The 25,731-nt window shown below is 72.3% G+C and carries 21 protein-coding genes; 7 read left to right on the forward strand and 14 right to left on the reverse strand.

Annotated elements, in window-relative coordinates; all coding sequences use genetic code 11:
- Positions 1-78 precede the first annotated feature (78 nt).
- Both EDD34_RS19440 and EDD34_RS19445 read left to right on the forward strand, forming a co-directional pair.
- Complete coding sequence (locus EDD34_RS19440; protein ID WP_123816024.1) at positions 79-3,393, forward strand: S8 family peptidase; 3,315 nt, start codon at positions 79-81, stop codon at positions 3,391-3,393.
- A gap of 134 nt (positions 3,394-3,527) precedes the next feature.
- A complete protein-coding gene (locus EDD34_RS19445) occupies positions 3,528-4,358 on the forward strand; it encodes an MBL fold metallo-hydrolase (protein ID WP_123816683.1) in 831 nt (276 codons plus the stop codon).
- On the opposite strand, the gene EDD34_RS19450 is transcribed toward EDD34_RS19445, so the two are convergent.
- Entirely contained in the window at positions 4,324-5,142 is an 819-nt protein-coding gene (locus tag EDD34_RS19450; protein ID WP_123816025.1) for an SDR family NAD(P)-dependent oxidoreductase, read from the reverse strand. The genes EDD34_RS19445 and EDD34_RS19450 overlap by 35 nt on opposite strands.
- A 116-nt stretch (positions 5,143-5,258) precedes the next feature.
- Between EDD34_RS19450 and EDD34_RS19455 the strand changes: the two genes are divergently transcribed.
- The gene (locus tag EDD34_RS19455) at positions 5,259-5,951 is read left to right on the forward strand and encodes a TetR/AcrR family transcriptional regulator (RefSeq protein ID WP_123816026.1); all 693 of its coding nucleotides are present in this window, start codon (positions 5,259-5,261) and stop codon (positions 5,949-5,951) included.
- On the opposite strand, the gene EDD34_RS19460 is transcribed toward EDD34_RS19455, so the two are convergent.
- The 4 genes from EDD34_RS19460 to EDD34_RS19475 form a co-directional block, all read right to left on the reverse strand.
- Positions 5,933-6,451, reverse strand: a complete 519-nt coding sequence (locus tag EDD34_RS19460) for a GNAT family N-acetyltransferase (protein ID WP_123816027.1) — start codon at positions 6,449-6,451, stop codon at positions 5,933-5,935. The two genes, EDD34_RS19455 and EDD34_RS19460, sit on opposite strands and share 19 nt — an antisense overlap.
- Before the next feature lie 61 nt (positions 6,452-6,512).
- Entirely contained in the window at positions 6,513-7,226 is a 714-nt protein-coding gene (purQ, locus tag EDD34_RS19465) for a phosphoribosylformylglycinamidine synthase subunit PurQ (RefSeq protein WP_123816028.1), read from the reverse strand.
- A complete protein-coding gene (purS, locus tag EDD34_RS19470; protein ID WP_123816029.1) occupies positions 7,226-7,516 on the reverse strand; it encodes a phosphoribosylformylglycinamidine synthase subunit PurS in 291 nt (96 codons plus the stop codon). Before purS ends, purQ begins: the two co-directional genes overlap by 1 nt.
- Before the next feature lie 39 nt (positions 7,517-7,555).
- Entirely contained in the window at positions 7,556-9,886 is a 2,331-nt protein-coding gene (locus EDD34_RS19475) for a substrate-binding domain-containing protein (protein WP_123816030.1), read from the reverse strand.
- 106 nt (positions 9,887-9,992) lie between these two features.
- Here EDD34_RS19475 and EDD34_RS19480 point away from each other — a divergent pair, with 106 nt between their 5' ends.
- On the forward strand, positions 9,993-11,090 hold the full coding sequence (locus tag EDD34_RS19480; protein WP_211341642.1) for a LacI family DNA-binding transcriptional regulator: 1,098 nt from the start codon (positions 9,993-9,995) through the stop codon (positions 11,088-11,090).
- Between the two features lie 175 nt (positions 11,091-11,265).
- Complete coding sequence (locus tag EDD34_RS19485; RefSeq protein WP_246012583.1) at positions 11,266-13,059, forward strand: glycoside hydrolase family 6 protein; 1,794 nt, start codon at positions 11,266-11,268, stop codon at positions 13,057-13,059.
- A 133-nt stretch (positions 13,060-13,192) separates the two neighbouring features.
- On the opposite strand, the gene purD is transcribed toward EDD34_RS19485, so the two are convergent.
- The 3 genes from purD to EDD34_RS19500 form a co-directional block, all read right to left on the reverse strand.
- Positions 13,193-14,488, reverse strand: coding sequence for a phosphoribosylamine--glycine ligase (gene purD, locus EDD34_RS19490; RefSeq protein WP_123816033.1), 1,296 nt, complete (start codon positions 14,486-14,488; stop codon positions 13,193-13,195).
- Between the two features lie 24 nt (positions 14,489-14,512).
- Positions 14,513-15,811: an adenylosuccinate synthase gene (locus tag EDD34_RS19495; RefSeq protein WP_123816034.1), complete on the reverse strand. Its 1,299-nt coding sequence runs from the start codon at positions 15,809-15,811 to the stop codon at positions 14,513-14,515.
- A gap of 99 nt (positions 15,812-15,910) precedes the next feature.
- A complete protein-coding gene (locus tag EDD34_RS19500) occupies positions 15,911-16,387 on the reverse strand; it encodes a DUF3151 domain-containing protein (RefSeq protein WP_123816035.1) in 477 nt (158 codons plus the stop codon).
- Between the two features lie 116 nt (positions 16,388-16,503).
- On the opposite strand from EDD34_RS19500, the gene EDD34_RS19505 reads away from it, so the two are divergent.
- Positions 16,504-16,899 (forward strand): STAS domain-containing protein, encoded by a 396-nt coding sequence (locus EDD34_RS19505; RefSeq protein WP_123816036.1) that lies wholly within the window; start codon positions 16,504-16,506, stop codon positions 16,897-16,899.
- A 1-nt stretch (position 16,900) separates the two neighbouring features.
- On the opposite strand, the gene EDD34_RS19510 is transcribed toward EDD34_RS19505, so the two are convergent.
- Positions 16,901-17,329, reverse strand: coding sequence for an STAS domain-containing protein (locus tag EDD34_RS19510; RefSeq protein ID WP_123816037.1), 429 nt, complete (start codon positions 17,327-17,329; stop codon positions 16,901-16,903).
- A 413-nt stretch (positions 17,330-17,742) separates the two neighbouring features.
- Between EDD34_RS19510 and EDD34_RS19515 the strand changes: the two genes are divergently transcribed.
- Positions 17,743-19,938 (forward strand): ATP-binding SpoIIE family protein phosphatase, encoded by a 2,196-nt coding sequence (locus EDD34_RS19515; RefSeq protein ID WP_123816038.1) that lies wholly within the window; start codon positions 17,743-17,745, stop codon positions 19,936-19,938.
- A 64-nt stretch (positions 19,939-20,002) separates the two neighbouring features.
- Here the strand turns inward: EDD34_RS19515 and fbaA are convergent, their stop codons facing one another.
- The 5 genes from fbaA to EDD34_RS21455 form a co-directional block, all read right to left on the reverse strand.
- Positions 20,003-21,022: a class II fructose-bisphosphate aldolase gene (gene fbaA, locus EDD34_RS19520; RefSeq protein WP_123816039.1), complete on the reverse strand. Its 1,020-nt coding sequence runs from the start codon at positions 21,020-21,022 to the stop codon at positions 20,003-20,005.
- A gap of 202 nt (positions 21,023-21,224) precedes the next feature.
- Positions 21,225-21,887 carry a TrmH family RNA methyltransferase gene (locus tag EDD34_RS19525; protein ID WP_123816040.1) on the reverse strand — a complete coding sequence of 221 codons (663 nt, stop codon included), beginning with the start codon at positions 21,885-21,887 and terminating at the stop codon, positions 21,225-21,227.
- Positions 21,877-22,830 (reverse strand): DUF368 domain-containing protein, encoded by a 954-nt coding sequence (locus EDD34_RS19530; protein ID WP_123816041.1) that lies wholly within the window; start codon positions 22,828-22,830, stop codon positions 21,877-21,879. Before EDD34_RS19530 ends, EDD34_RS19525 begins: the two co-directional genes overlap by 11 nt.
- A 99-nt stretch (positions 22,831-22,929) precedes the next feature.
- On the reverse strand, positions 22,930-23,658 hold the full coding sequence (locus EDD34_RS19535; protein ID WP_123816042.1) for a type III secretion system chaperone family protein: 729 nt from the start codon (positions 23,656-23,658) through the stop codon (positions 22,930-22,932).
- A 111-nt stretch (positions 23,659-23,769) separates the two neighbouring features.
- On the reverse strand, positions 23,770-25,707 hold the full coding sequence (locus EDD34_RS21455) for a septum formation family protein (RefSeq protein ID WP_123816043.1): 1,938 nt from the start codon (positions 25,705-25,707) through the stop codon (positions 23,770-23,772).
- Positions 25,708-25,731 lie beyond the last annotated feature (24 nt).

A 25,731-nucleotide genomic window follows, 5' to 3' on the forward strand; every position in this document is an offset into this window, starting at 1 on the left:
CTCCGGTTTACGTTCGGACAGCACGTTCCGATCTGTCGCAGATGACCGCTTTACCGGAACAACGAAGGGATCTCACCCTTGCGTACCCGATCAGTCACCGTAGCGGCCGTCGCCGCCGCACTCCTCGCGACCGGAGGCCTGCTCCCGAGCGCGGCCGCGGAGTCGGGCGGTACGTCCGACGACACGGTCGCCGCCACGATCGTCCCCGGTTCGGCCGAGACCGTCACGGTCCCGCTCCTGACGGGCGATCGCGTGACCGTCACGACAGCCCCGGACGGAAGCCGGACGGCCGCCGTCCTCCGCGCCGAGGGACGCGACGACGTCCCGTTCCTCCGGCGTAGCCACGGCGAGCACCTGTACGTCATCCCCGCCGACGTCGCCGGCCTGGTCGGCGAGACGCTCGACGAGCGGTTGTTCGACGTCGCCGCGCTGGCCGACGGCGGATTCGGCGGTCGGCCGACGCTGCCGGTCATCGTGCAGCAGACCGGGCAGCCGGGTGACGTCTCTACCCTCGCGTCCCGCACCGACTGGAAGTCGGCCGGCATCACGCCGGAGCGCACCCTGGAGTCCGTCCGTGCCGTGTCCGACGACGTCGACGCCGCGGCGGGCGCGAAACTGGTCGAGGCCCTGCGTGCGCAGGCCGGCGAGTCCGCGACGCGCGCCGCGCAGGAGGCGCCCGCCATCGAGCGGGTCTGGCTCGACGCGCCGGTGCGGGCGCTCGACGCCGACTCGGCGCCGCAGATCGGCGCGCCTCAGGCATGGGAGGCGGGCTTCACGGGCGACGGGGTCACGGTCGCCGTCCTGGACACGGGGATCGACGCGACCCACCCCGACCTGGACGAGGTCGTCGTGGCACAGGAGGACTTCTCCGGCACGGGATCCGCCGTCGACGGCCACGGGCACGGCAGCCACGTCGCCTCCATCGTGGCCGGGTCCGGCGACGCGTCCGACGGCGTGAACTCCGGCATGGCTCCCGATGCCGGCATCATGGTCGGCAAGGTGCTGGACGACTACGGGTCCGGTGAGGAGTCGTCGGTCATCGACGGCATGGAATGGGCCGCCTCGCAGGGCGCGGACATCATCAACATGTCCCTCGGCGCGCCGGTGTACACCGACGGCACGGACCCGATGTCGCTGGCCGTGGACCAGCTGACCGCGGAGCACGACGCCTTGTTCGTCATCGCCGCGGGGAATGACGGCATGGACAAGTCGATCGGGACGCCCGGCGCGGCGTCGTCGGCCCTCACGGTCGGCGCGGTCGACGACGACGACCTGATCACCGGCTTCTCGAGCCGCGGGCCGCGAATCGACGGCGCGATCAAGCCGGACATCGTCGCGCCCGGCGAGGGAATCGTCGCCGCGCGTGCGGCGGGGACGCAGCTCGGCAGCCCGGTCGGGGAGCACTACGTGGCCGCGAGCGGCACCTCGATGGCGTCGCCGCACGTCGCAGGCGCAGCCGCAGCCGTACTGCAGGCCCGGCCCGACCTGACCGCGCCCGAACTGAAGGCCGTGCTGATGGGGTCGGCGGACCCGACCGGCGCGTCCGTGTTCGAGGAGGGTGCGGGGCGGGTCTTCGTGCCCACCGCGATCGAGCAGCCGGTCATCGCCCACCCGGCATCGGTCTCGCTCGGCAACTTCGAGTACCCGCACGACGGCACGGCGTCGGCCACGATCACCTACCGGAACACCGGCGACGACGACCTCGTCCTCGACGTGGATCTCGCCGTGACCGGCCCGGACAGCGAGGACGCCGAGGGCGCGTCCGTCTCCGACGAGCGGGTGACCGTTCCGGCGGACGGCACCGCCGAGGTCTCCGTGACGGTGGACCGTGTGCCCGGGGTGATCGGCCGGTACTCCGGCGCGGTCACGGCGACCGGCCCGGACGGCGTGACGGTGCGGACGCCCGTGGGCTGGGAGAAGGAGCCCGAGCTGTTCGACCTGACGCTGGAGTTCATCGGACGGGACGGGAAACCCTTCGCGGACGGCATGGCAGACCTCGCCGCCATGAACGTCGACGACGCCGAGCAGTTCCTGGCCTTCGACCTCATCGACTTCGTCGAGGACACGACGCACACCCTGCGCGTCCCCGAGGGCCGTTACTCGGTCGCGGCAAGCATGCTGAACGGCACGTTCACGGAGCTCACCGACGCCTTCGCGCCGGAGGTGACCGTCAGCGCCGACACGACCGTGACGCTTGACGCGCGCGAGGCCCTGCCGGTGTCGATCGCCACGCCGCGCGCGGCGACGGTGAGGGATCTCGGCATGGAGGAGCAGCGGACCGACGCGGACGGACGCAGCCTGTCGACGGGGATCGTCATCGGCGGCGCCGACGCCTTCGTCACGCCGACCCAGCCGGTGACGATCGGCGAGTTCGACCACGTCACCTCGGCGCACCTGCGCCGGCCCGCCTCGGCTGCCGGGAAGGCCCGTCCGTACACCTACGACCTGGTGTTCCAGCAGTCCCCGGTGACGACGGGGACGTTCACCGCCCACCGCGAGGACCTGGCCGCCGTGAGAACGACGTACGCGGAACCGGCACGGGACGTCGTGATCTCGGCGGGCCGCGGCGCCGTGCCGGAAGGCCGAGGCTCCGCCTTCGTGGTGGCGACGCCCGTGGACCCGGGCACCCGGACCGAGTACGTGAGTGCGCGGAACGTGAACTGGTTCCATGCCACGTTCTACGACTCACCCGACGGGGCGGAGCTGCTGGGCGGCTACGACTCCCCGCTGACCGCGTACGAGCCCGGGTCGACCGTCGCCGCGACGATCGGCGGGGCGCCCCGCACCCCGCAGGCCCTCACGGGGCACATGGGCGACCTGCTCGGCATCTTCCCGAACGGCTGGTCGGACTCGGCCGGAAACGCGTTCGTGGGCTGGGGCGCGGACGACGAGCACCTCACCGTCTGGCAGGACGGCGAGGTCGTCGTGGACGACGCACCCGGATGGGCCGAGCTGACGATGCCGCCCGGGGGCGCGGACTACCGGGTCGCGTACCGCGGGAGCGCGGCGTCCGAACGGTGGTACACCGCGCAGCGGGTGACGGGTGAGTGGACGTTCCGGGCCGAGCCGGTCGGCGAGGACGAACTCGTGATGAGGGAACTGCTCGACGTCCGGTACGACGTCGCGCGGATCGGTCCGCGAGGCACCGCACCGCGGCGCACGAAGGTCGGGGTCGAGGTCACCGGAACCGAAGGGGACTCGACCGTACGCCTGTGGTGGTCTGCGAACGATGGCACGGACTGGACGGAGGCCACGGTCAGGAACGGCGTGGCCGTGGTGAACGCTCCGAAGGGCACCTCGGCGGTGTCGCTCCGTGCCGAGGTGACGGACGCGGCAGGGAACAGCCTGAGGGAGACGGTGGAGCGGGCATACACCGTGAAGTGGCCACGATGAGGTAGGTCCCGTGGTGCGCTGCGCGCCCGATGCGAACGCCGGGGTGGCGAAAACCACCCCGGCGTTCTGCCCTCCTGGTCGGCGCCGCGAGCGCGTAGCGTGGGCCCGTGAGAACTGTGACGCCGTTCGTGTCGATGTTGCGGGCCGACAACGCGGGGCCGATGACGCTCGACGGGACTCGGTCCTACGTGCTGCGGGCGCCCGGCGCCACGGGGTGCGTGGTGGTGGACCCGGGGCCGGACCTGGACGACCACCTGGACGCGCTGGCCGCCGCCGGGCCGGTCGAGCTGGTGCTGATCACGCACCGGCATCCGGACCACACGGCCGGGTCGGCCGGGTTGCGGGAGCGCACCGGCGCGCCGGTGCGGGCGCGGGACCCCGAGTTCTGCCTCGGCGGGGAGCCCCTGCACAGGGGTGACGTGCTCGACGTGGCAGGTCTGCGGATCGAGGTGCTGGCCACACCGGGGCACACGCGGGACTCCGTGGCGTTCGTGGTCAGCGGGCCGAGTGGGGGTGCCTCCGGTGACCAGGTGCCCCGCGCCGGAAGCACGGCCGGCGGAACGGCGGCGCGGCACGCGGAGACCGTCGTGCTGACCGGGGACACGGTGCTCGGTCAGGGCACCACCGTGATCGCCGAGCCCGACGGCTCGCTCCGCGACTACTTCGAGAGCCTCGACCTCCTCGAGGCGGTCGGCGCGGGCGTCCTCGGTCTGCCCGCGCACGGCGACCCGATCGGGGACCTCGCGGCGGCCGTGCGGATGTACCGCGCGCACCGGATCGAGCGGCTGGAGCAGGTACGTCACGCCCTGGAACGGCTGGGCGTACCCGACGACGGCCGGGGCGCGCAGGTCTCGGAGCTCGCGGACGCGGTGGTGGAGGCCGTGTACGCCGACGTCGACCCGGGCGTCCGGGGCGCGGCCCGGCAGAGCGTCACGGCGCAGCTGGACTACCTGCTCGGCGAGTAGGCGGGCGCTGCTCCTCGTACCGCAGGGCCGGCCCGAGCAGCAGGCCGCCGTCGACCACGAACTCCGACCCGGTCGCGTAGGCGGCGTCGTCGGACGCCACGAACAGGGCCAGCCGGGTCACGTCGCCGGGCTCCCCCACGCGCGGGATCGCGAACGGCTCGGGCGTGTAGGCGGCCGCGATGGGCGCCGCACCGGGAGCCGCCGGCTCGGTGATGAACGGGGTCGAGACCGCTCCGGGGTGGATCGAGTTGACCCGGATCCCGTCACGGCCCAGCTCCATGGCTGCCGTCCGGGTCAGACCACGCAGGGCCCACTTGCTCGTCGTGTAGGCGGCGAAGTACGGGGTGGCGGTGTTGGCCATGGAGGATGCGATGTTCACGATCGAGCCGCCCCCACCCCGCCGCATGGACGGGGTGACGGCCCGGATCCCCAGGAACTGTCCGGTCACGTTGATGTCCAGGAGCCGCTGCCAGTCGGCCAGTTCGGTGTGCTCGACCGTCGCGGCCGCCTGCGGCACGCCGGCGTTGTTGACCAGCACCGACACCGGCCCGAAGCGGCGCTCTGCCTCCGCCACGGCGTCGGCCCACTGCCGCTCGTCGCGTACCTCCAGGACGACCGCCATGGCCCGTTCCCCCAGCTCGGCGGCCAGGCGCGCCCCCCGCTCGGGGTCCCGGTCCCCGATCACGACGTCGGCGCCCTCGGCATGGAAGGCGCGCACGTGGCTCACCCCCATGCCGCCGCTCGCACCCGTGACCAGGACCGTCTTGTTCTCGAATCGCCCCATGGCGCATCCTCTCGTCAGGTTCCGAGTCCTTCGACTCGCATCTGTCGGAACACTACGTTCGCGCAAGGTTGTGAGTCAAGTGACTCACACCCTGCACCCTCCGGCATGATGGGCGCATGGCGACAGGGACGGGTGCGTACCACGAGCAACTCGCGGAGCGGAAGCGGGCGGCGATCGTCGACGCGGCGACCAGCCTGTTCATGGCCCACGGATATGCGGGCGCGTCGCTGGCCCGGGTGGCCCAGGACGCCGACGTCTCGAAGGCGACCCTGTTCAAGCAGTTCCCCACCAAGGCGAGCCTGTTCGAGGCGGTGGTGACGCAGCAGTGGGACGCGGCCGACGACGACAGCACGACGCCGGAGCCCGGCGACCTCGCACGCGGGCTGCGCGTGTACGGCCGCCGCTACGCGGCGCTCATGTCACGGCCCGAGATGGTGGGCCTGTACCGGATGGTGATCGCGGAGATGCCGCGGTTCCCCCAGATCGCCGACACCCAGTTCGAGACCGGGAAGATGCCGTTCTTCCGCGTGGTCCAGCGCTACCTCCGTGCCGAGCACGACGCCGGGACGGCCCGCGTCGACGACACCCTCATGGCGGCGGCCAACTTCCTGGGCATGATCGGCAACTACGTGTTCTGGCCCCGTCTCATGGTGGTCGGCTGGGATCCCACGCCCGCGCAGGTCGAGAACGCGGTGGACGAGGCGGTGGCGACCACCGTCGCCCGCTACGGCGCCACCCAGGGACGAAACCTCACGCCCGGCCGTGGACGATCTCCGTCGCGGCGGCCGGGTCAGAGCGCCTTGCCGTAGCAGCGCTGTTCCGGCTCGCCCGCGTACTTGCCGTAGGGCGCGATCCGCTCGTAGCCGAGCTTCTCGTAGAGGGCGATCGCCTCGGGCTGCTCCGTGCCCGTCTCCAGGACGAGCCGGGCCAGGCCCGCCTCGCGCGCGGACTTCTCGAGCTCTCCCATGATCAGCGTCGAGAGACCACGGCGGCGGAAGCCGGGACCGACGAAGACGCGCTTCACCTCACCTGTCCCGGGCGGGTGCAGCCCGTCCACGCCGTCGTCGGCGCCGGACAGGTCCCGGACGCTCCCGCCCGCGGCGGCGACGCCGCCGACCCGGATCACGACCGTCGCGACGATCGTGGCCGGGTCGAAGTACTCGGCCGCGTCGCCGTCGTCCCCGTAGCGCTCGGCGAGCTCGGCCACCGCGGCGAGGCGCAGCTCGACCGCGTCCGGGTGCTCGAACGGAACCCTCTCGACCCCGGCCTCCGCGGGCCGGGAGCCGCGCGCTCCGAGAACCTCCGTCACGACGCGTGCCCCCGGGGCACGACGGCGCGGCCGCGCACCGGGCCGCGGGAGGCGGACACGGTCACGCCCCGACGAGGGACGCCAGCACCGAGCGGAAGAACGGGAGCCCGTCCGTGCCCGCCCGCGGGCCGTCCGCGTCGGCCGGGCCGAATCCCTGCTCGACGGCGTGCTCCGGGTGCGGCATCAGCCCCACCACGTTGCCCTTCTCGTTGGTGATGCCCGCGATGTCGCGGCGGGAGCCGTTCGGGTTCCAGCCGTCGTAGCGGAACGTGACGCGGCCCTCGCCCTCGAGCCGGTCGAGCGTGGCGTCGTCCGCGACGAACTGGCCGTCCTGGTTCTTCAGGGGGATCGTGATCCTCTGCCCCGTGGCGAACTCGTTGGTCCACGCCGTGTTGGCGTTGGCGACGACGAGGGTCTGCTCCCGGCAGACGAAGTGCAGGTGGTCGTTCTTGATCATCGAGCCGGGCAGCAGGTGAGCCTCGGTGAGGACCTGGAAGCCGTTGCAGATGCCGAGGACCGGCATGCCGCCCCGCGCGGCGTCGATCACGGAGGACATCGCCGGAGCGAACCTGCTGATCGCGCCGGCGCGCAGGTAGTCACCGTAGGAGAAGCCGCCGGGCAGCACGACCGCCTCGACGCCCTGCAGGTCGGCGTCCGCGTGCCAGAGGGCGACGGGCTCGCCGCCCGCGAGCCGGATCGCCCGGGCGGCGTCGCGGTCGTCGAGCGTGCCGGGGAAGGTGACGACGCCGATCCGGGCGCTGTTCAGCGTGCCCATCAGGCCGGTCCGGCGTGCTGCGGAGCGGCGGCCGCGACACCCTCCGAGGCGTCGACCACGGCGACGACGTCCTCGATGACGGGGTTCGACAGCACCTGCTCGGCCGCCTTGCGAGCCTGTTCCAGGATCTCCGGCGTGACCTCGCCGTCGACCTCGAGCTCGAAGCGCTTGCCCTGGCGGACACCGGTGAACTGCGTGAACCCGAGGCGCGGCAGCGCCCCGACCACGGCCTTGCCCTGGGGGTCCAGGATCTCGGGCTTGGGCATGACCTCGACGACGACGCGTCCCACGGGGGCTCCTTGAAAGACGAGAGGATTCCGGGGCAGAGTCTACTGGGAGGCCGGGAACGGTGAGGCATCCGCCGGCGGACGCACGCGTGAGGTGCGCCACGGCGCGTCGCCCGGCGGTCCCTCGTGGCCCAGGACCATCAGGACGCCGACCATCCGCGCCCGCACCCCGGCGTCGTCGGTGACCGTCGTCGCCCGGGCGCGGACCCAGAGCTCGCGGCCGTCCGCCGCCAGGAGGCGGTGCTCCAGGTCCAGGGGCATGCAGGCCCCCGCGAGCTGCTGGGCGATCGCCGACCGCACCGCGCGCTGGTCGTCCGCGTGGACACGACTGGTCCACTCCTCGATGCTCGCGCCGACCTCGTCGTCGGCCAGGCCGAGGAGCGACTTCCACGTGCGCGAGTAGTACACGTGGCCCGTGGTGATGTCCCAGTCCCACGTGCCCTCGAGCGCGACCTCCTCGACGAGGCGGTAACGCACCTGGCCCGCCCGCAGGTCCAGCGCGAGCGCCCGCTCGCGCGCGGCCATGTCGGCGAGTGCGGCGCGCTGCGTGCGCAGCGACACCAGCCGGGCCTCGCGATCCAGCGCGACGGCGAGCATCGCCGCCCAGTGGTCGAACTTGTCGCGGGCGCTGGTGGTGTGCGTGTCGATGGCGCCGCCGATGAGCAGCAGCCCCCAGTCGCTCGTGTCGAAGGTGACCGGGATGACGAACGCGATCCCGTCGGCGGAATCGAGCAGTGCCCGTGTCGGGAAGGACGCGACCGGAAGCTTCGTCCCGACGAGCGCCCGGGCCTGCGGCGATGTCGCCGTCGTACCGACGACGGTGAGCTCGCGCGCCGGGTCCGCCGCGGTACCGGCGGGGGGCCTCGGTGCCGGGCTGTCCACCTCCCCCGCGTAGTCGCGCAGGCCGGGCCGCGGGACGTCGTCGGGCACGGGCGGATGGGCGAGCCGTTCGGCGGCGTCGGACCAGAGCGCGAGCGTGGCGGGCCCGCGGTGCCCCTTGGGGAGCCAGCGCAACGTCCGGATGGTGGGCGCGTCCGCGTGCAGGAGCCCCAGGTCGAGCTCGTACTGCTCACCGATCGTGCGCTCGAGGCGGCCGGCCCGGGCCAGCAGCGTCTGCGTGCACCCGGTGCTGAGCGCGACGATGACGTCGGTGATGGCGCGGGCCACGGCGCGGCGCCGTGCCGTCGGGCCCGGCTCGCCGGGAGCGCGGGTCCTGCCCTTGCGGGCCTTGGCCAGCTCCTCCTCGACCGAGCGGAGCGCGGGCACCAGCTGTTCGAGGGCCTCGGGATGCGGCCGGAGCGCGCGGGTGATGTCCACGAGGGACGCGAGCGCGTCGGCGTCGGGCAGCACGGCGAGCGCGTCGGCGCCGCGCACGATCCGCTGCACGCTGCGCATCCACGCCTCGATGCCCGGCGTGGTCCCCGCGCCGTCGAGCACGATCTCCGCGACGCCCGCGAGGCGTGCCCAGGAGGTCGAGGCCCCGCCGCCGGTGCCCTGCACCGGACCCACGCTCGCCTCCCGGCAGCCGCACGACTCACGGGTGATCAGGCTCGCGGCCGACAGGTGCCGGCCGCGCGGACGCTCGCCGCGGATCTGCGCGACCAGAAGCGAGACGGCGAGCTCGCCGACGCCGTCGTGGTGCGGGTCCACGGTCGCGAGCCGAGGTCGCATGCGTGCGCCGAGGTCGGAGTGGTCGAAACCGACCACCGCCTGACGCCTCGGCAGCGACAGGCCGCTGACCTGGAGCATTCTTGTGAAACCCGCGGCGTTGCGGTCGGTGGCGACGAACGTCGCGGTGGTCGGCATGCCCGCGGTCAGCGCCTGCCGCGCCGCGGCCGCCCCGGCTGCCTCCTGGTTGTCGGCGGCCTGGTAGACCCACTCCTCCCGCGGCTCGATCCCGTGGTCGCGCAGTGTGGCCCGGTACGCCTCGTACCGCTCGACGATGTCGGACTGGCGCAGGCTTCCCACGAAACCGATTTCGACGTGACCGTGCGCGATGAGGTGCTCGACGGCCGCCCGCGTGCCCCCGGCGTTGTCGGGCGCGACGGCGGGCGCCTGCGCACCGGGCGAGTGCTCACCGACCAGGACCATGGGCCGGTCCTCCGCGCCGAGTCGCTCGACGGTGTCGGCGTCGACGGCGGTGGTGACCACGATCAGGCCGTCCGCCGCGTCCAGCCCGACCGGCACGCCGACCGGAGGCTCCTCCGGGAACTGGGCGCGCTCCAGATCGGCCGGGTACGTCTGCACGACGACGACCCGGTGCCCGCCGGCCCTCGCCGCGCGCGAAACTCCCGCCAGAACCTTCCCGAAGTAGTGCCCGCCTACCACCGGCGACAGCACGGCCAAAGAATACTTGCCCCTCACGGATGTCATGCTCACACCCCGTCCTCGTCGACGCTGTGCAAAGTATGGGCTAACAGGGCATGCTACGGGAATGGTCTCGACGGCGCGACCGAATCATCCTGAAGATCCAGATAACTTGTCCGGCAAGCCTAGAGCCCCGGGCTCACCCCGGGGTGCGCGGTCGCGCCCCGGCGAGGGCAGGCGGCGGCCGACGATCGTCGATGTCGCCCGCGCGGCAGGCGTCTCGACGGCCGTGGTCTCGTACGCCCTCAACGGGCGACGCGGCGTGGCGGAGGTGACGCGCGAACGCGTGCTCCGGGTCGCCGACGAACTCGGCTGGCGACCCGCCACGGCCGCGCGCTCCCTGCGCGCCGGCCCCGGTGCCGCCGCCCTCGTCGCGGTGCACGACGGCGCCGCCGGGTCGCGCGCAGCCTCGACGCTCGACCTGGTCACGGCCGCGGCCGAGGTGCTCGACGGCGGTGACGTCACCCTGGCGGTCCACACGGCGAGCACCGTGGAACAGGCCGCGCACCTCATGCGCCGCTGGTGGGCCGAGCGCCGCTACGCCGCCTTCGTCGTGACGGGCCTGCGGTCCGACGACGCCCGCCTCGCCGCGCTGCGCCACCTGCCCGCCCCCGCCGTCATGGTCGGCGACCCGTCCGCTCCCGCCCCGCCCGCGTGGCGCAGCGTCATGTTCGACGACGCGACGGCGTTCGCCCAGGTCGGCGAATTCCTCGCCGACCTGGGGCACCGCCGGGTCGCCATGCTCACCGGGGCCGAGGGCCTGCTGGCGACCCGCCGACGGGCCACCGCGCTCGCCACCGCACTGGGCAAAGCCGGAATCGATTTCGACGCGGTCTCCGGCGACGGCGTCGACCGCGCGGCGGCCGCAGTCGGCTCGCTGCTCTCCTCCGGCAGCCACCCCACCGCCGTCGTGACGGACGACGACGTCACGGCAGGTGTCGTGCTCGACGTCGCGCGGCGTCTGGACATCGCGGTGCCCTGGGAGCTCTCCGTGGTGGCCGGGACCGACGCCGCGGCGTGCCGGCTCACGACACCGTCGCTCACAGCCGTGCCGTACCCGGTGGAGCGCCTGGGAAACGCCGTCGGGCACGCGCTGCTCGGAGTGCTGCACGCCGACGCGACGACGAGCGAGAAGGCACCGCCGTCCACCACGGTCGCCGCCGGCGGGCTGGTGATCCGCGGTTCCACCGCACCCCCGGATCCACGGTGAGCGATCACGTGAGAGCGGTCTCCTGTTAAACGATTCGTTTGGTGTCGTCCAAGTCATCGTCCGGGCAACGATTCACCCGCCACCGCAGAAAGGCCTGCGGGGTGCGCGCGCCGCCGGCCCCACCGCGAAGGAGGGCCGGCCGGCGCGTGCGAACAGGACGACCCGGGAGGGCATCGTGCAACGAGACAAGAAGGTGCGCGCGGGAGTCGCGGCCGGAGCGACGGGGGCGCTGGTCGCCGCGTCGGCTCTGGTGGCCCTGGCGGCCGCGCCGTCGGCCACCGCGGCCGTGGGCAACCCCTACGAAGGGGCCGAGCAGTACATCAACCCCGACTGGAATGAGGACGTGCTGCAGGCCGCCGACGTCGCCGGGGGTTCGCTCGGCGACGACATGCGCGCCATCGCGAACGAGCCGACGCACGTGTGGATGGACCGGATCCAGGCGATCGAGGGCATCGACCGGCAGCACGGTCTGGAGTGGCACCTCGATCAGGCCGTCGAGCAGGCCGGCGGCAGCCCGCTGGTGTTCAACATGGTCATCTACGACCTGCCCGGCCGCGACTGCTTCGCTCTGGCGTCCAACGGCGAACTGCCGGCCACGGACGAGGGCATGGAGCGCTACAAGACCGAGTACATCGACGCGATCGTCGAGATCCTCGACCGTCCGGAGTACGAGGACCTGCGGATCTCGGCCGTGATCGAGCCGGACTCGCTGCCGAACCTGGTGACGAACATGTCGCACCAGCCGTGCCAGGAGTCGGCGCCGTACTACCGCGAGGGCGTGCAGTACGCCCTCGACCGGCTGCACGAGGTGGGCAACGTCTACTCGTACATCGACGCCGCACACTCGGGCTGGCTGGGCTGGCCGGACAACGCGAGCGGCAGCGCGCAGGAGTTCGCGAACGTCGTCGAGGGTTCCACCTACGGGTGGGACGGGGTGGCGGGCTTCGTCACCAACACGGCGAACTCGACGCCGCTGGAGGAGCCCTTCCTGACCGACCCGAACCTGCAGGTCGGCAGCGGCCAGGTGCGCTCGGCGGACTACTACGAGTGGAACCCGGACTTCGACGAGATCGACTGGACCGCGGACCTGTACGACCGGATGGTGGCGCAGGGAGCGCCGTCGCGCATCGGCATGCTGATCGACACGTCCCGCAACGGCTGGGGCGGGTCGGAGCGGCCGACGTCGGCGTCGTCGTCGAGCGACCTCAACACCTATGTGGACGAGTCCCGCGTGGACCGTCGCACCCACCGCGGCGCCTGGTGCAACCCTGACGGTGCCGGTATCGGCGAGCGGCCCACCGTGTCGCCGTCCGGCTACGCGGAGTCGCACCTGCACGCCTTCGTGTGGGTGAAGCCCCCGGGCGAGTCCGACGGCTCGTCGGAGGAGATCCCGAACGACGAGGGCAAGAGCCTCGACCGCATGTGCGACCCGACCTACCAGGCGGACAAGCTCGGCGGTGCCTACACCGGCGCGCTGCCGAACGCCCCGCTGTCGGGCTGGTGGTTCCAGGACCAGTTCGAGATGCTCGTGGCGAACGCCTACCCGCCGATCGGTGACGGCGGTCCCGACCCGGACCCGACGGACGACCCGACCGACGACCCCACGGACGACCCGACCGACGACCCGACCGATGACCCGACCGATGACCCGACGGACGACCCCACGGACGACCCGGGGACCGTCTGCGAGGCCACGCTCGAGGTCGTGAACGACTGGGGCAGCGGCTTCCAGGGCCAGGTCACCGTCACGGGCGGCTCGGGCGGCACCAGCGGCTGGACCACCCAGTTCACCCTGCCGTCCGGAACGAGCATCGGCAGCCTGTGGAACGCCGACTACTCCGTCAGCGGATCCACCGTCACCGCGAGCGACATGGGCTGGAACGGCACCCTGAGCGCCGGACAGTCCACCTCGTTCGGCTTCACCGCCAACGGCACCGCTCCCAGCGCGGGTGCGGTGACCTGCTCCTGATCCGTTCCTGACACCCTGTCGTACCACCATGAGGGACCCGTCGGTCCCCGGCGGGCGCGCATGGCGAGAGCTTGTCTCGCCCGCGTTCGCCGGGGACCGGCGGGTCCGAGGGCGTGCCGTGCCTCGCCCGGCCTCAGGCCGGAACCGTGAGCGTGCCGGCGGCTGCCTTGGCGGCGATGTCCGTGCGGTGCTGCGAACCTGCCAGGGAGATCTTCCCGACCGCCTCGTAGGCCTTGTCGCGAGCCGCGGTGAGGTCCGCGCCCAGAGCGACGACCGAGAGGACACGGCCTCCCGCCGCCACCAGGGCGCCGTCGTCGGACAACCCCGTACCGGCGTGCAGGACGTGGACGCCGGCCGACTCCTCGGCGTCCACGATCCCCGTGATCGGGTCGCCCTTCCGGGACGACTCCGGGTACCCGGCGGAGGCCACCACCACCGTGACCGCCGCCTCGTCCCGCCAGCGCAGCAGCCCGAGGTCCGCGAGCTCACCGCGAGCGGCGGCCAGCATGACCCGGCTCAGGGGCGTCACGAGGCGCGCCAGCACCGACTGCGTCTCCGGGTCACCCAAGCGCGCGTTGAACTCGACCACGCGCAGGCCGCGCGACGTGAGCGCGAGGCCGCAGTAGAGAACACCGCTGAACGGGGTGCCGCGCCGGGCCATCTCGTCGACCGTGGGCTGGGCGACGCGGGAGACCACCTCGTCCACCAGGCCGGGCGGTGCCCACGGAAGCGGGCTGTACGCACCCATGCCACCGGTGTTGGGGCCTTCGTCGCCGTCGAAGACGCGCTTGAAGTCCTGGGCCGGGGCGAGTGGGACGACGGCCGTGCCATCGCACACGCAGAAGAGCGAGACCTCGGGGCCGTCGAGGTACTCCTCGACGACGACCCGGCCGGCGTCGCCCCGCGCGTCGAGCGCGGTGCGCGCGTGCTCCAGCGCCGCGTCCCGGTCCCGGGTGACGACGACTCCCTTGCCCGCGGCCAGGCCGTCGTCCTTCACCACGTAGGGCGCGCCGAAGGCGTCCAGCGCGGCGGCCACCTCGTCGAGGTCGGTGCACACGTGCGCCATCGCGGTGGGCACGCCCGCGGCCGCCATCACCTCCTTGGCGAACGCCTTGCTGCCCTCCAGGCGCGCGGCCTCTCCGCCCGGGCCGAACACGGGGAACCCGGCCTCGCGCAGGGCGTCTCCGACGCCCGCCACGAGCGGGGCCTCCGGCCCGACGACGACGAGGTCCGCACCGATCTCACGGGCGACGGCGGTGACGGCCGCGCCGTCCTCCGCATCGACCGCGTGCAGCGTGGCCTGGGCGGCGATGCCCGGATTGCCTGGTGCGGCGTGGATCTCGTGCGCGTCGCCGCTCGCCGCCTCCGCGGTGAGGGCGTGGACGATGGCGTGCTCACGGGCGCCGGGCCCGACGACGAGGATCTTCACGGGGCTCCAGTGTAGGGACGCGACTCAGTGTCCGCGCGCGTGGATCAGGTCGTGGATCGGGATGATCGCGTCGCGCGCCGGCCCGACGCCGATCGCCGAGATCCGCGTGCCCGACATCTGCTCCAGGGCGTCCACGTAGGCGCGCGCCGCGGGTGGGAGGTCGTCCAGCGTGCGAGCGCCGGAGATGTCCTCCCACCAGCCGTCGAGCTCCTCGTAGATCGGCTTCGCGTGGTGGAACGCGGTCTGGTCGGTGGGCATCTCGTCGTGGCGGACGCCGTCGACGTCGTACGCCACGCAGACCGGGACCTTCTCGAGGCCGGTCAGCACGTCCAGCTTGGTCACCACGAGGTCGGTGAGGCCGTTGACGCGCGAGGCGTACCGGGCGATGACGGCGTCGTACCAGCCGCAGCGGCGAGGGCGGCCCGTCGTGGTGCCGAACTCGTGACCGGCCTTGGCGAGGAACGCCCCCTTGTCGTCGAAGAGCTCCGTGGGGAACGGCCCCTCACCGACGCGCGTGGTGTACGCCTTGATGACGCCGATCACCGAGTCGATCCGCGTCGGGCCGACGCCGGAGCCGGTGACCGCCCCGCCCGCGGTGGCGTTGCTGCTGGTGACGAACGGGTAGGTCCCGTGGTCGATGTCGAGCATGGTGGCCTGGCCGGCCTCGAACAGGACGTTCTTGCCCTCGTCGAGCGCACGGTTCAGCTCGACCGACGTGTCCACGACCATCGGGCGGAGTCGGTCGGCGTGCTTCAGCAGTTCGTCGACCGTCTCGTCCACGTCCACCGCGCGGCGGTTGTAGACCTTGACGAGCAGGTGGTTCTTCTGGTCGAGCGCGCCCTCGATCTTGGCGCGCAGGATCTTCTCGTCGAACAGGTCCCACATCCGCAGGCCCACGCGACTGATCTTGTCCGCGTACGCGGGGCCGATGCCGCGCCCGGTGGTCCCGATCCGGCGCTTGCCCAGGAACCGCTCCGTCACCTTGTCGATGGTGCGGTGGTACGGCGCGATGACGTGCGCGCTGCCCGAGACCAGCAGCCGCGAGACGTCCACGCCGCGCGCCGCCAGCGCGTCGAGCTCCTCGAACAGCACATCGATGTCGACGACGACGCCGTTCGCGATCACCGGCGTGACGCCCGGCGACAGAATGCCGGACGGCAGCAGGTGCAGCGCGTACTTCTCGTCGCCGACGACGACGGTGTGACCGGCGTTGTTCCCGCCGTTGAACTTCACGACATGATCGACACGCGAACCCAGAAGATCGGTTGCCTTTCCCTTGCCCTCATCGCCCCACTGGGCACCGACGAGCACCACGCCTGGCATGGATTTCCCACCTTCTCGGGAGTTTGTTGAGCGACCGCGAGTTTACCCGCGACCGCCGACATCGACGAAGAGCGCGCCCGGGGCGAGGCCCGGAGGGTGTCACCCGCCGGCGCCGGCCAGCACCCGCACCTCGTCCGCCGACGTGCCCGAGTCCACGAGGAACTGGCGACAGCGATCGCGCTCCTCGGTCTCGCCGATCCGCCCGGCCGCCTCGGACAGGGCCAGCAGCGCCCGCAGGAAGCCCTGGTTGGGCACGTGCACGGCGGGGATCGGACCCTGCCCCCGCCACCCGGCCCGGCGCAGGGCATCGAGGCCGCGGTGGTAGCCGGTACGTGCGTAGGCGTACGCCTCGACGGGCGCGGTGAGGGTGTTGCCCGATCCGCCGGAGGTGTTGCCCGCACTGTTGCCCGCCGCGAGGGCGCGCTCCGCGAGTACCGCCCAGGCGAGGGAGGACGCGGGGCTCCCCGCGGCCACGGCCGCGGGGTCGTCACCGGCGGCGAGCCGGGTACGAACGTCGGAGAAGTCGTCGGGAAGGTTGACCGGGGCGGGGCCCGCGAGAAGGTTGTCCTGGCTCATGAGGACATTCTCCCCTCTCGGACTCAGGACTGTTCAAATTTCCCGGAAGGGTCCGTTCCGGGCGAATCCTTCCACTCACCCGGTGGGATCGGCGATCTGTGGTTACGCTCGTGAGCATGATCGAGATCGCGACGTCACCGACGACGACGACTCTCGTGATCGCCGGAGAGCTCGACCTGCAGGAACGGGACCAGTTTCCAGGCATCGCGGCTCGTGTCGTCGGTCTGCGTCGTCAACTCCTGGTGATCGACATGTGCCGCGTCACCTTCATGGACTCGACCGGCGCGGCGTTCCTCATCTCGCTGGCGGACTCCGGCGCGAAGCGCGGCGGCGCCACCGTGATCCGGGGCGCCGACGAGCGGGACCTCTTCGTGCTCGAGGTGTGCGGCGCGATGGACCTGTTCCGGATCGACAACGAGCACCGCTGCGAGCCGGCGACGCCGGCCACCGGGTTCCACATGGTCACGCCCCGGATGAACGCGACGGACCGGGTGGACCGCCGCGCGATCTAGGTCAGCTCGTGGCCAGGTCCTCGTCCACGATCTCCAGCAGGTCACCGATCCGCGTGACCTCCAGCAGGAAGCGCACCGTCGGCGGCGCCCGGAGCACCCGGACCTTGTACGGGCTCCGGCTGGCAAGCCGGGCCAGGAACGCGACACCGGACGAATCCATGAAGGTCACGTGGTGGGCGTCGATCTCCACCGGGAGCCGGGAGCCCTCGGCCTCGCTGATGGCGTTCTGCAGGTCGCCCGCGATCTTCGCGTCGATCTCCCCGGCGAGCACGAGCCGGGAGCGCTGGTCGACGGTGAGGACGTGGACACTTGCCGGTTCGCCCAGGTCAGGATGACCGGGCGAGTCCTGCGGCGTCGGCGGCGTGGCAGCCTGGTCACCCGGCCCCGCGGAGTGCGGCTCACGGGTCGAGTCGTTGCGTTCGTCCTGCACGGTTCTCCTTCCGAGGCGATCGGCTGCGGTCTCATGCTGTCGGCTGGGCTGCCATCGGCTCTGATGTGTCACTGAGATGATAGAGGCCGGGAGTTCACCTCTCGGACTGTCCCAATCTACGGTTGAATGTCCTGTTGGAACAGAGGCAACGCAGAGATTGTCGAAAGGGGGACGGGATGATAGGTAACTTGTCCTGGTCGGTCCCCCCTGACGGCCCAGGTCAGGGTCGCACGACACGTGTCCCGCCGCTTTCCGCCGGCCAAGTGCCCTCTGTCAGGAATTCGAGCTCGCCGCCCCCTGAATCGGGGTCCGCGGCGGACGAGACCCCGATCCCGGCGGGCATCACGGACGGCGGGACGGCAGAGCCGCTCGCCGCGCCCCCACGCAGCGACCCGCCGCGGGCACGCCGACCGATGCCGCCGTCCGTCGGCGATCTCGTGCTGCGCGGTGCCGCGAGCATCGGCGTCCCGGTCTTTCTCACCGGGGCCTTCGAGGACGGCCTGCCCCTGCTGTGGGCGAACGAGGCGTTCGAGAAGTACGCGGACGTCCGGTTCTCCGACCTCGCCGGGCGCCGGTTGTCCGTGCTCGGCGACCGGCTCAGCGACCCCGAGGACGCCGCCAAGGTCAGTGCTCACCTGGCCGCCGGTGAGGAGGTGCAGGCGATGGCACGCTCCGCGCTGCGCGGCGGGATCTCGGGCTGGGTCCAGGTCACCCTGACGCCCGCCCGGGCGGCGAACCACGGCCGGGTGACGCACTGGATCGGGATCAGCGTCGATGTCTCGGAACACATGGAGCGCCAGGCGGCCCAGCTCGCCACCCTCACCGTGGAGAACCGGCAGCGCGAGGACAGCGATCTGATCGCGCAGACCACGGAGCTGCTCGCGGACCTCGAGTACCCCTACGTCCTGCGGGACATCGCCGAGCTGCTCGGCCACGTCGTGAAGTGGGCCGGCTTCTACGTGAACGACGACGGGCTCAAGCCCGCCGAGGGCATCGACGTCGCGAACCCCCCGTCGGGCCGCGGACGCAGGCATGCCCGGTACGTCGCCGGGGACGACCAGCCGCGCGGCGGCCCGCAACGCGGCATCCAGGACCAGCTCGGCGACACCACGGCCGCGGGAGGCACGACGGTCGCCCCGGGCCGGCTCCTGGAGGTGGTCGACAGCGTCCAGGATCTCCTCGACGGCAAGGGCGACGAACCGGTCACCCTGCACCTCGACATCCCGCACGCGCAGTACTCCGCGTCCGGCTGGCTGCAACGAGAGCTGAACCGGCGGCTGACGGACGAGATGGGCGGGGTACCCCGCAGCGTCGTCGTCCACCCCGTGGCCGGGCGGAAGAGCACGCTGGGCCTGCTGGTGGTGTGGCTGGCCGACGCCGGCGCGGACGAGGTCCTGTTCTACGAGGGCACGGACGAGTCGGAGGAGGTCCGCGGCGTGCTCGAGGTGGTCGCGCGCCGGGCCGGGAACGCGATCGACAACGCTCGCCTCTACGCACGCGAGCACCGGCTCGCCGAGACCCTGCAGCGCGCCATGCTGCCCGAGCAGGCCGAGGTACCGGGCCTCGACGTGTGGACCTACTACGCGCCCAACGCGGAACACGCCCAGGTGGGCGGCGACTGGTACGACATCCTGCAGATCTCGACGGAGATCGTGGGACTCGTCATCGGCGACGTCGTGGGGCACGACGTCGAGGCCGCGGCCACGATGGGCCAGCTGCGGTCGGTGGTGAGGTCCTACGCGTTCGAGCTGTTCACCCCCGGCGAGGTGCTGGAGAAGGTGGACCAGCTCGTCGCGGGCATGGGCATCCCCCGCTCGGCGAGCATGGTGTACGCGGCGCTGCGCAAGAAGGGCGACGAGTGGCAGGCGATCGAGTACTCCCGGGCGGGGCACCTCCCGCCGCTGCTGCTGCGAAGGGGCGAGGTCATCACCCTGGACCAGGGTGGTGGGGCGCTGATCGGCTTCGGGTCGCGCGAGCGCACCACCGGCGAGCACGGCCTGCGTCCGGGCGACACCCTGCTGTTCTACACGGACGGCCTGATCGAGCGGCGTGACCGGCCGCTGCGTCTCGGTCTCGAGGCGCTCCTGGACACCGCGGCGGCGATCCAGGCGAAGGACGCGGCCGGTGTCGGCGAGGAGCTGCTGGCGCGGCTGGCCGACAAGCCGGAGGACGACGTCGCGATCGTCGTCGTGCGAGTTCCCGATCCCGAGGGGGACCGTGCCCAGCCGACGCTGTCGCCGCGGTGGCGGCGCTGGATGCTGCCGAGCGAGCCGTCGTCCATCGGGCGGGCCCGGCACGCGGTGCTGCGCACCTGCCAGGCATGGGGCATCGAGGAGTCGGCGCAGGCCGAACTGGTGGTGTCGGAGCTCGTGGCCAACGGCGTGCTGCACGGCTGGGGGCACATCGCCCTGCGGCTCTACGACACCGGCGAGGGCCTGCGGATCGAGGTCGAGGACTCCAACCCGGCGCCCCCGGTCGCCACGGACGGGCACCCGAACCGGCTGGGCGGGTTCGGCATGCAGATCGTGGATCGCCTGGCCGAATGGGGCTGGCGACCGTCCGGCACGGGAAAACTGGTCTGGGCCAAGCTTCGCGACCAGGCGAAGTAGATCGCGGTGCGGGCGTGCCGAGGCGCCGACCGGTAGCCGGCCTGCCGCCTCGGCACGCTGCGACTCACATCTTGGTGCCGGCGCTCCGGAGCTGGCGGCACGCCTCGACGATGCGGGCCGCCATGCCCGCCTCGGCGAGCTTGCCCCACGCACGCGGGTCGTAGGCCTTCTTGTTACCGACCTCGCCGTCGATCTTCAGGACGCCGTCGTAGTTCTTGAAGAAGTGATCGGCCACGGGGCGGCTGAACGCGTACTGCGTGTCCGTGTCGATGTTCATCTTGATGACGCCGTTGTCGACGGCCTCGGCGATCTCCGCCTCCGTCGAACCGGAACCACCGTGGAAGACCAGGTCGAACGGGTTCTCCTTGCCGATCTCGTCACCCACGGCCTTCTGGATGTCCGCGAGGATCGACGGGCGCAGCTTGACCGCGCCCGGCTTGTAGACGCCGTGCACGTTGCCGAAGGTCAGGGCCGTCAGGTAGCGGCCCTTCTCACCCGCGCCGAGCGCCTTGACCGTGGCCAGGCCGTCCGCGGGCGTCGTGTACAGCTTCTCGTTGATCTCGGCCTCGTGGCCGTCCTCCTCGCCGCCCACGACGCCGACCTCGATCTCGAGGATCGTCTTCGCGGCCTGCGAGAGCTCGAGGAGCTCGGCGGAGATGACGAGGTTCTCGTCCAGCGGGACGGTCGAGCCGTCGTACATGTGCGACTGGAACGTCGGGTTCTGGCCGTTCCTGACCTGCTCGGCCTCGATCGCGAGCAGCGGCTTCACCCAGGAGTCGAGGTTCTCCTTGACGCAGTGGTCGGTGTGGATCGCGATGTTCACCGAGTAGTTCTTCGCGACCTCGGTGGCGTACGCGGCGAGCGCGAGCGAACCGGCGATGCGGTCCTTGATCGTGGCGCCCGAGCCGTACTCGCTGCCGCCGACCGACACCTGGATGATGCCGTCCGACTCCGCCTCGGCGAAGCCGCGCAGGGCGGCGGTGATGGTCTGCGACGACGTGATGTTGACCGCGGGGTAGGCGAACTTACCGGCCTTGGCCCGGTCGATCATCTCGCCGTAGACCTCGGGGGTTGCGATGGGCATCTGCTCCAGCTCCAAGTAACTCGTGGTGTGGGCGGCCGTCGCTTCGAGGTCCGCCCGGGTATGCACCCACGATCTTATGCACGCACGGGCCGCGGGGCGTGGCCGTCCACGACAAGAACCCCCGTCGCGGTTTGCGGTACCCGGCCACGACCCGGCGCCGGGGCACGTCAGGCACGGCACGGGAGCGGCGCGCCGGGGGAGGTCACAGGTGCTGCGCGGCCCACGCGTACATGGCGATCGCCGCGGCGGCCCCGGCGTTGACGGAGCGTGTGGAGCCGTGCTGCGTGATGTGCAGGATGACGTCGCAGACCGCCTGCGCCTCGGGAGTCAGGCCCGTGGACTCCTGCCCGAACAGCAGGAGGCAGCGCGGCGGGAGCGCACGGCCCTCGATCGGCACGGAGCCCGGGACGTTGTCGATCCCGACGACGGGGAGACGGCCGTCGCCGGTCTCCGGACCAGCGGCCCACGCCGCGAGCGCCTCCGCGTCGGCGTGGTGGTGGACGTGCAGGTAGCGGTCGGTGACCATCGCCCCTCGGCGGTTCCAGCGCCGTCGACCCACCACGTGCACGCCCGCCGCGTTGAACGCGTTGGCGGTACGCACCACCGAGCCGATGTTCAGGTCGTGCGACCAGTTCTCGATCGCGACGTGCAGCTGCCGGTCCGCCGGGCGGCGGGCGTCCATGTCCGCGACGATCGCCTCGACCGTCCAGTAGCGGTACCGGTCGGCGACGTTCCGCCGGTCTCCCTCGGCGAGCAGCTCGGGGTCGTAGCGGGGATCGGGGCGCGGGCCCGCGCCCTCGTCCACCGTGGGCCACGCCTGCGGGCCGCCGGGCCACGGCCCGACGCCGACGGGGTCAGGCGCCACGGGCCACCCGGGACTCCCACACCATCGCGAGCAGCACGACGCCGGCGCCGGCCACCGCGAGCAGCAGCGGGCCGACCACCGATCCCGTCGGCGCGAGGAGTTCGTTGGTCTCGCTCTGCCACGGCCACAGCGAGCGCAGCGAGCCCAGCATCAGGCCGCCGAGGACCGCCATGGTGCCCTGGCGGCGGTTGTGCAGCAGCCACCGCAGCAGCTTGACGAAGCTCCCGAGCCCCACCACGGCGCCCAGGAGGAAGACCGCGACGAAACCGAGGTCGCGGGATTCGACCGCCTGCTGCACCGGGATGTACAGGCCCATCACGAGCAGCAGGAACGAGCCGGAGACGCCGGGGAGCACGAGGGCGTTGATCGCCAGCGCCGCGCCGATGAACACGTACCACAGCTCGGGTTCTCCGACCTGGGCCTCGGGCAGGCCCGTGAGCAGGAACGCCACGGCCGCGGCCGCGAGGAACAGCACGGCGTCGAGCGCGCCGAACCTGCGCGGCATCATGCGCAGCGGCACCGCGATGCTGACCGCGATCATGCCGAAGAACACGGCGCGCGTCGGCACGGGGTTCGATTCGAGCAGCGGGGCGATGAGCTTGAGCGACAGCAGCAGCACCACGACCATGCCGACCAGCACCGGCACGAGGAGCGCCCAGTTGATCTCCTTCAGGGCACGCAGGCCCGCGGCCGGGCCGCGTCCCCGGAAGATGCCGGTGACGAGCTCGCGGGCCGCGTGGACGAGCTGGCTCGCGGCGTCGATCAGGTGGTCGTAGAGGCCGACGACGAGTGCCACCGTGCCGCCCGAGATACCGGGTACCGATTCGGCGGCGCCGACCAGCCCACCACGCACGGCGTTCCAGGGAGCGGATGCCCACGACGACGCACGGCTCGGGTTCGAGGTGGCGTGGCGAGGAGACGATGCCTCGTGCTGGGTAGTCACGACACGCAGCGTACTGGCCTCCTCTGACACCCGGAGCGGAACGTCTGCCCCGCGACCCCGATCGTCCTGCCGGCCGGACCGGCGGCAGGACGCGGGGCGTCAGATCTTCTCGAAGCCCATTCCGGGGAGGTGGATGTCCCCGCCCTGCTCGAAGACCGGCTGCCCCTTCTCCAGCGGGATGGTGAGCCGGGCGACCTCGACGAGCCGGGACGACAGCTGGGCGAGATTCTCCGCGCTGGTGCGCCCTGACGTCCACAGCATCACCGACGGGCCGTCCACGCGGATCCGGGTGGTCTGGTAGTCGGGCAGCATCAGCATCGACATGAAGCGCGGGTCGAGCACGCGGCGCGCGAAGTCGTCGTCGGACGCGCGGACCCGCCAGGCGTCGTCGAAGGCCGGGTTGCCTACCTGCACGTCCTGCCCGCCGAAGAGCTTCTGCAGCTTGTCGCGCCACCCCTCGGGCGTGAGCTCGAGACGCGGCTCCGACGGCTCCTCGTCGAGCGCGATCACGTGGGCGTACCGCTTGCGGGAGAACCGGGACTCGGAGGTGCCGGTCCGCCAGGTGTGGGTGAACGAGATCATGCGATGCCCGGAGACATCGCCGTACAGCACGTCCGTGGCGGGCTGCGACACGCCCTGCAGGAACGGTCCGCCCTGCCAGCGGCCGGGCAGGTCGGGGTCGGAGGCGGCTTCCGGGCGTTCCCAGCCGTTCATGTCCGCCCACTCGGCGATGTCCTTGACACGACGGCGGTCGCGCAACGGCCTGGTGACCAGGATGCCCACGACGAGCACCACGGCCACGGCCAGGAATAGGACAAAAGGCTCCATGGCGTAAATGTATCGTCAAGTGAGTCCCATGTCCTCACCTGCGGTGATATCAGTGCAGGTCCTTCACCCCAGGCCCTTCCGCCTGTGGACCCTCGACAAACGTCCGGCCGGTCAGTTCAGCAGGGAATCCGTGAGGGCGGTGTCGCTGGCCGCGACGCACAGGCCGACCCGGTCGCCGTCGTCCCAGGACGACTCGCTCGGCGTCCACACCACGTAGCGGAGACGTTTGGCCTGGTCGCCCTTGCGGACCTCGGCGCTGAGCTGCTTGGCCCCGCAGACCTGGGCGACCTTCTGACCGGCGGCGCCGTCCCCGGGCCAGACCGCGTCCTGCTCGAAGTCGGTACGGCCCACCACCTGGGCCTCGTGCGGCGAGTCGCAGGGGACGACATGGACCGTGTCCACCGCTCCGTCCAGCGGGATCTTGTCGATGCACGACCCGAGCACGAGCTGGACGGAGTTGACCTCCCTGGCCTGGGCGATGTCGGGCGTGACCGGCACCCACCCCTGCTTGTTCATCGCGTTCCCGATCACCGTCAGGACGACGGCGACGACCGCGACGCCGGCGACGGCCGCCCCGGCCAGGCCAAGGTTCCTGCGGCGGCGCTTCCGGGCCGCGGCGATCTCGGACGGGTCCCACCCCGCGTACGACGTCGCGGACGCGTAGTCCTGGGACTGGTCCCAGGACGGGCGGAACTCCGCCTGCCCGGGGAACGCGCCCGGCGCGGGCGGGGCACCGGGTCCGGTGGGCGGGAAGGATGCCTGTGCGGGCGGCTGCTGCCCCGGAGGTGCCTGCCGGGGCGGCGCCGGGGGTGGCTGGGGCGCGGGATGGGTGCTCTGAGCGGGCGGCGCGGGCACGGGTGGCATGGGTCCGACGGCGGGCGTGGGCCCGCTCGGCGACGCGAAGGCCGGCTCGTCCGCGGGGGCCGGAGGTGGCAGAGGTGGCCCGGTCTGCGCTGGAGGTGCGACGGGCGCGGCCGGGTCGGTGGCGGCAGCCGGTTCCGGCGCCGGGTCCGGGGAGGCCTCCGGCTCGGGCGCGGGCGGGGCTTGCGAGCCTGGTGCAGGTGCAGGTGCGGGTGCAGGTGCGGGCTCGGGTGCGGGCTCGGGCTCGGGCTCGGGCGCTGGTTCTGGCTCCGGCGCGGGCCGGTCGGTGGCAGCGGCGGGTTGCGGCGCCGGATCGGGGGAGGCCTCCGGATCGGGCAGGGCTTCAGGGCCCGGCTCAGGCACGGCCTGGTCAGTGGCAGTGGCCGGTTCCGGCGCCGGGTCCCGGGAGACCTCGGTCTCGGTCTCGGTCTCGGTCTCGGTCTCGGTCTCGGTCTCGGTCTCGGTCTCGGTCTCGGTCTCGGTCTCGGAAGATGCTGCCGGGCCCGGCTCGGGCGCGGGCTCGTGGTCGTGCTCGGGCCGGCCGGTGGCGGCGGTCGGCTCCTGCTCCTGCTCCTGCTCCTGGGAGGTTGGCGGCTCTGCGGCGGCTCCGGGCTCTGCGCCGCGCTCGCCGTCGGGCGCCCCGGTCTCGGTGTTCTCCGAGGGGGTCTCCACGATCTCGGCCGAGCCCTCGTCGCCGGCGTCGGCGGGCTGCGCGATCGTCCGTGGGCCGGCGTTCGTCTCGTGCGCCGAGGAGATCGCGAGCAGAGCGAGGTCCTCGAACGAGACGGCCTCGCCCGGCACCGGATCGCCCGTCGGCGGACCTTCGCCGTCGTCCGGGGAGGCTTCGGCGCCTGCCGCGTCCGCGGCATCGCCCCCGTCCTGGGACGCGGCGTCGGCAGCATCATCGCCCGCGTCCACCCCGGTCCGACCCGCTCGCGCCGCGGCCATCACCCGGTCGGGCACGCCGGCCGACGTGGTCACCGATCCGGGCGTCGCGGCATCGGTGTCGGCGTCGTGGTGGGCGGGCGGCTCGCCGTCGCCCGGGGCGCTCGTGTCCGCGCCCGCCTCGCCGGCGTCTTCTCGCATCGCGTCGGCGGGTTCGGTGGCCTGGGCCGGATGCTCAGCCGTTGTCGGCTTGTCCGGCTCGTTGACCTCTTCGTTGACCTCGGGTTGGTCGGGCGACGTCATGAAGGCCAACCTATCGATTTCGAC

The organism is Myceligenerans xiligouense, from assembly GCF_003814695.1.
GTDB lineage: Bacteria > Actinomycetota > Actinomycetes > Actinomycetales > Cellulomonadaceae > Myceligenerans > Myceligenerans xiligouense.

Coding starts and splice junctions, on each gene's coding strand:
- EDD34_RS19455 (WP_123816026.1), top strand. CDS start 5,259: ATGGCGACAGGGACGGGTGCGTACCACGAGCAACTCGCGGAGCGGAAG.
- EDD34_RS19500 (WP_123816035.1), bottom strand. CDS start 16,387: ATGAGCCAGGACAACCTTCTCGCGGGCCCCGCCCCGGTCAACCTTCCC.
- EDD34_RS19535 (WP_123816042.1), bottom strand. CDS start 23,658: ATGGAGCCTTTTGTCCTATTCCTGGCCGTGGCCGTGGTGCTCGTCGTG.
- EDD34_RS19515 (WP_123816038.1), top strand. CDS start 17,743: ATGCCGCCGTCCGTCGGCGATCTCGTGCTGCGCGGTGCCGCGAGCATC.
- EDD34_RS19445 (WP_123816683.1), top strand. CDS start 3,528: ATGTTGCGGGCCGACAACGCGGGGCCGATGACGCTCGACGGGACTCGG.
- EDD34_RS19505 (WP_123816036.1), top strand. CDS start 16,504: ATGATCGAGATCGCGACGTCACCGACGACGACGACTCTCGTGATCGCC.
- EDD34_RS19475 (WP_123816030.1), bottom strand. CDS start 9,886: ATGACATCCGTGAGGGGCAAGTATTCTTTGGCCGTGCTGTCGCCGGTG.
- fbaA (WP_123816039.1), bottom strand. CDS start 21,022: ATGCCCATCGCAACCCCCGAGGTCTACGGCGAGATGATCGACCGGGCC.
- purQ (WP_123816028.1), bottom strand. CDS start 7,226: ATGGGCACGCTGAACAGCGCCCGGATCGGCGTCGTCACCTTCCCCGGC.
- EDD34_RS21455 (WP_123816043.1), bottom strand. CDS start 25,707: ATGACGTCGCCCGACCAACCCGAGGTCAACGAAGAGGTCAACGAGCCG.
- EDD34_RS19450 (WP_123816025.1), bottom strand. CDS start 5,142: ATGGGGCGATTCGAGAACAAGACGGTCCTGGTCACGGGTGCGAGCGGC.
- EDD34_RS19495 (WP_123816034.1), bottom strand. CDS start 15,811: ATGCCAGGCGTGGTGCTCGTCGGTGCCCAGTGGGGCGATGAGGGCAAG.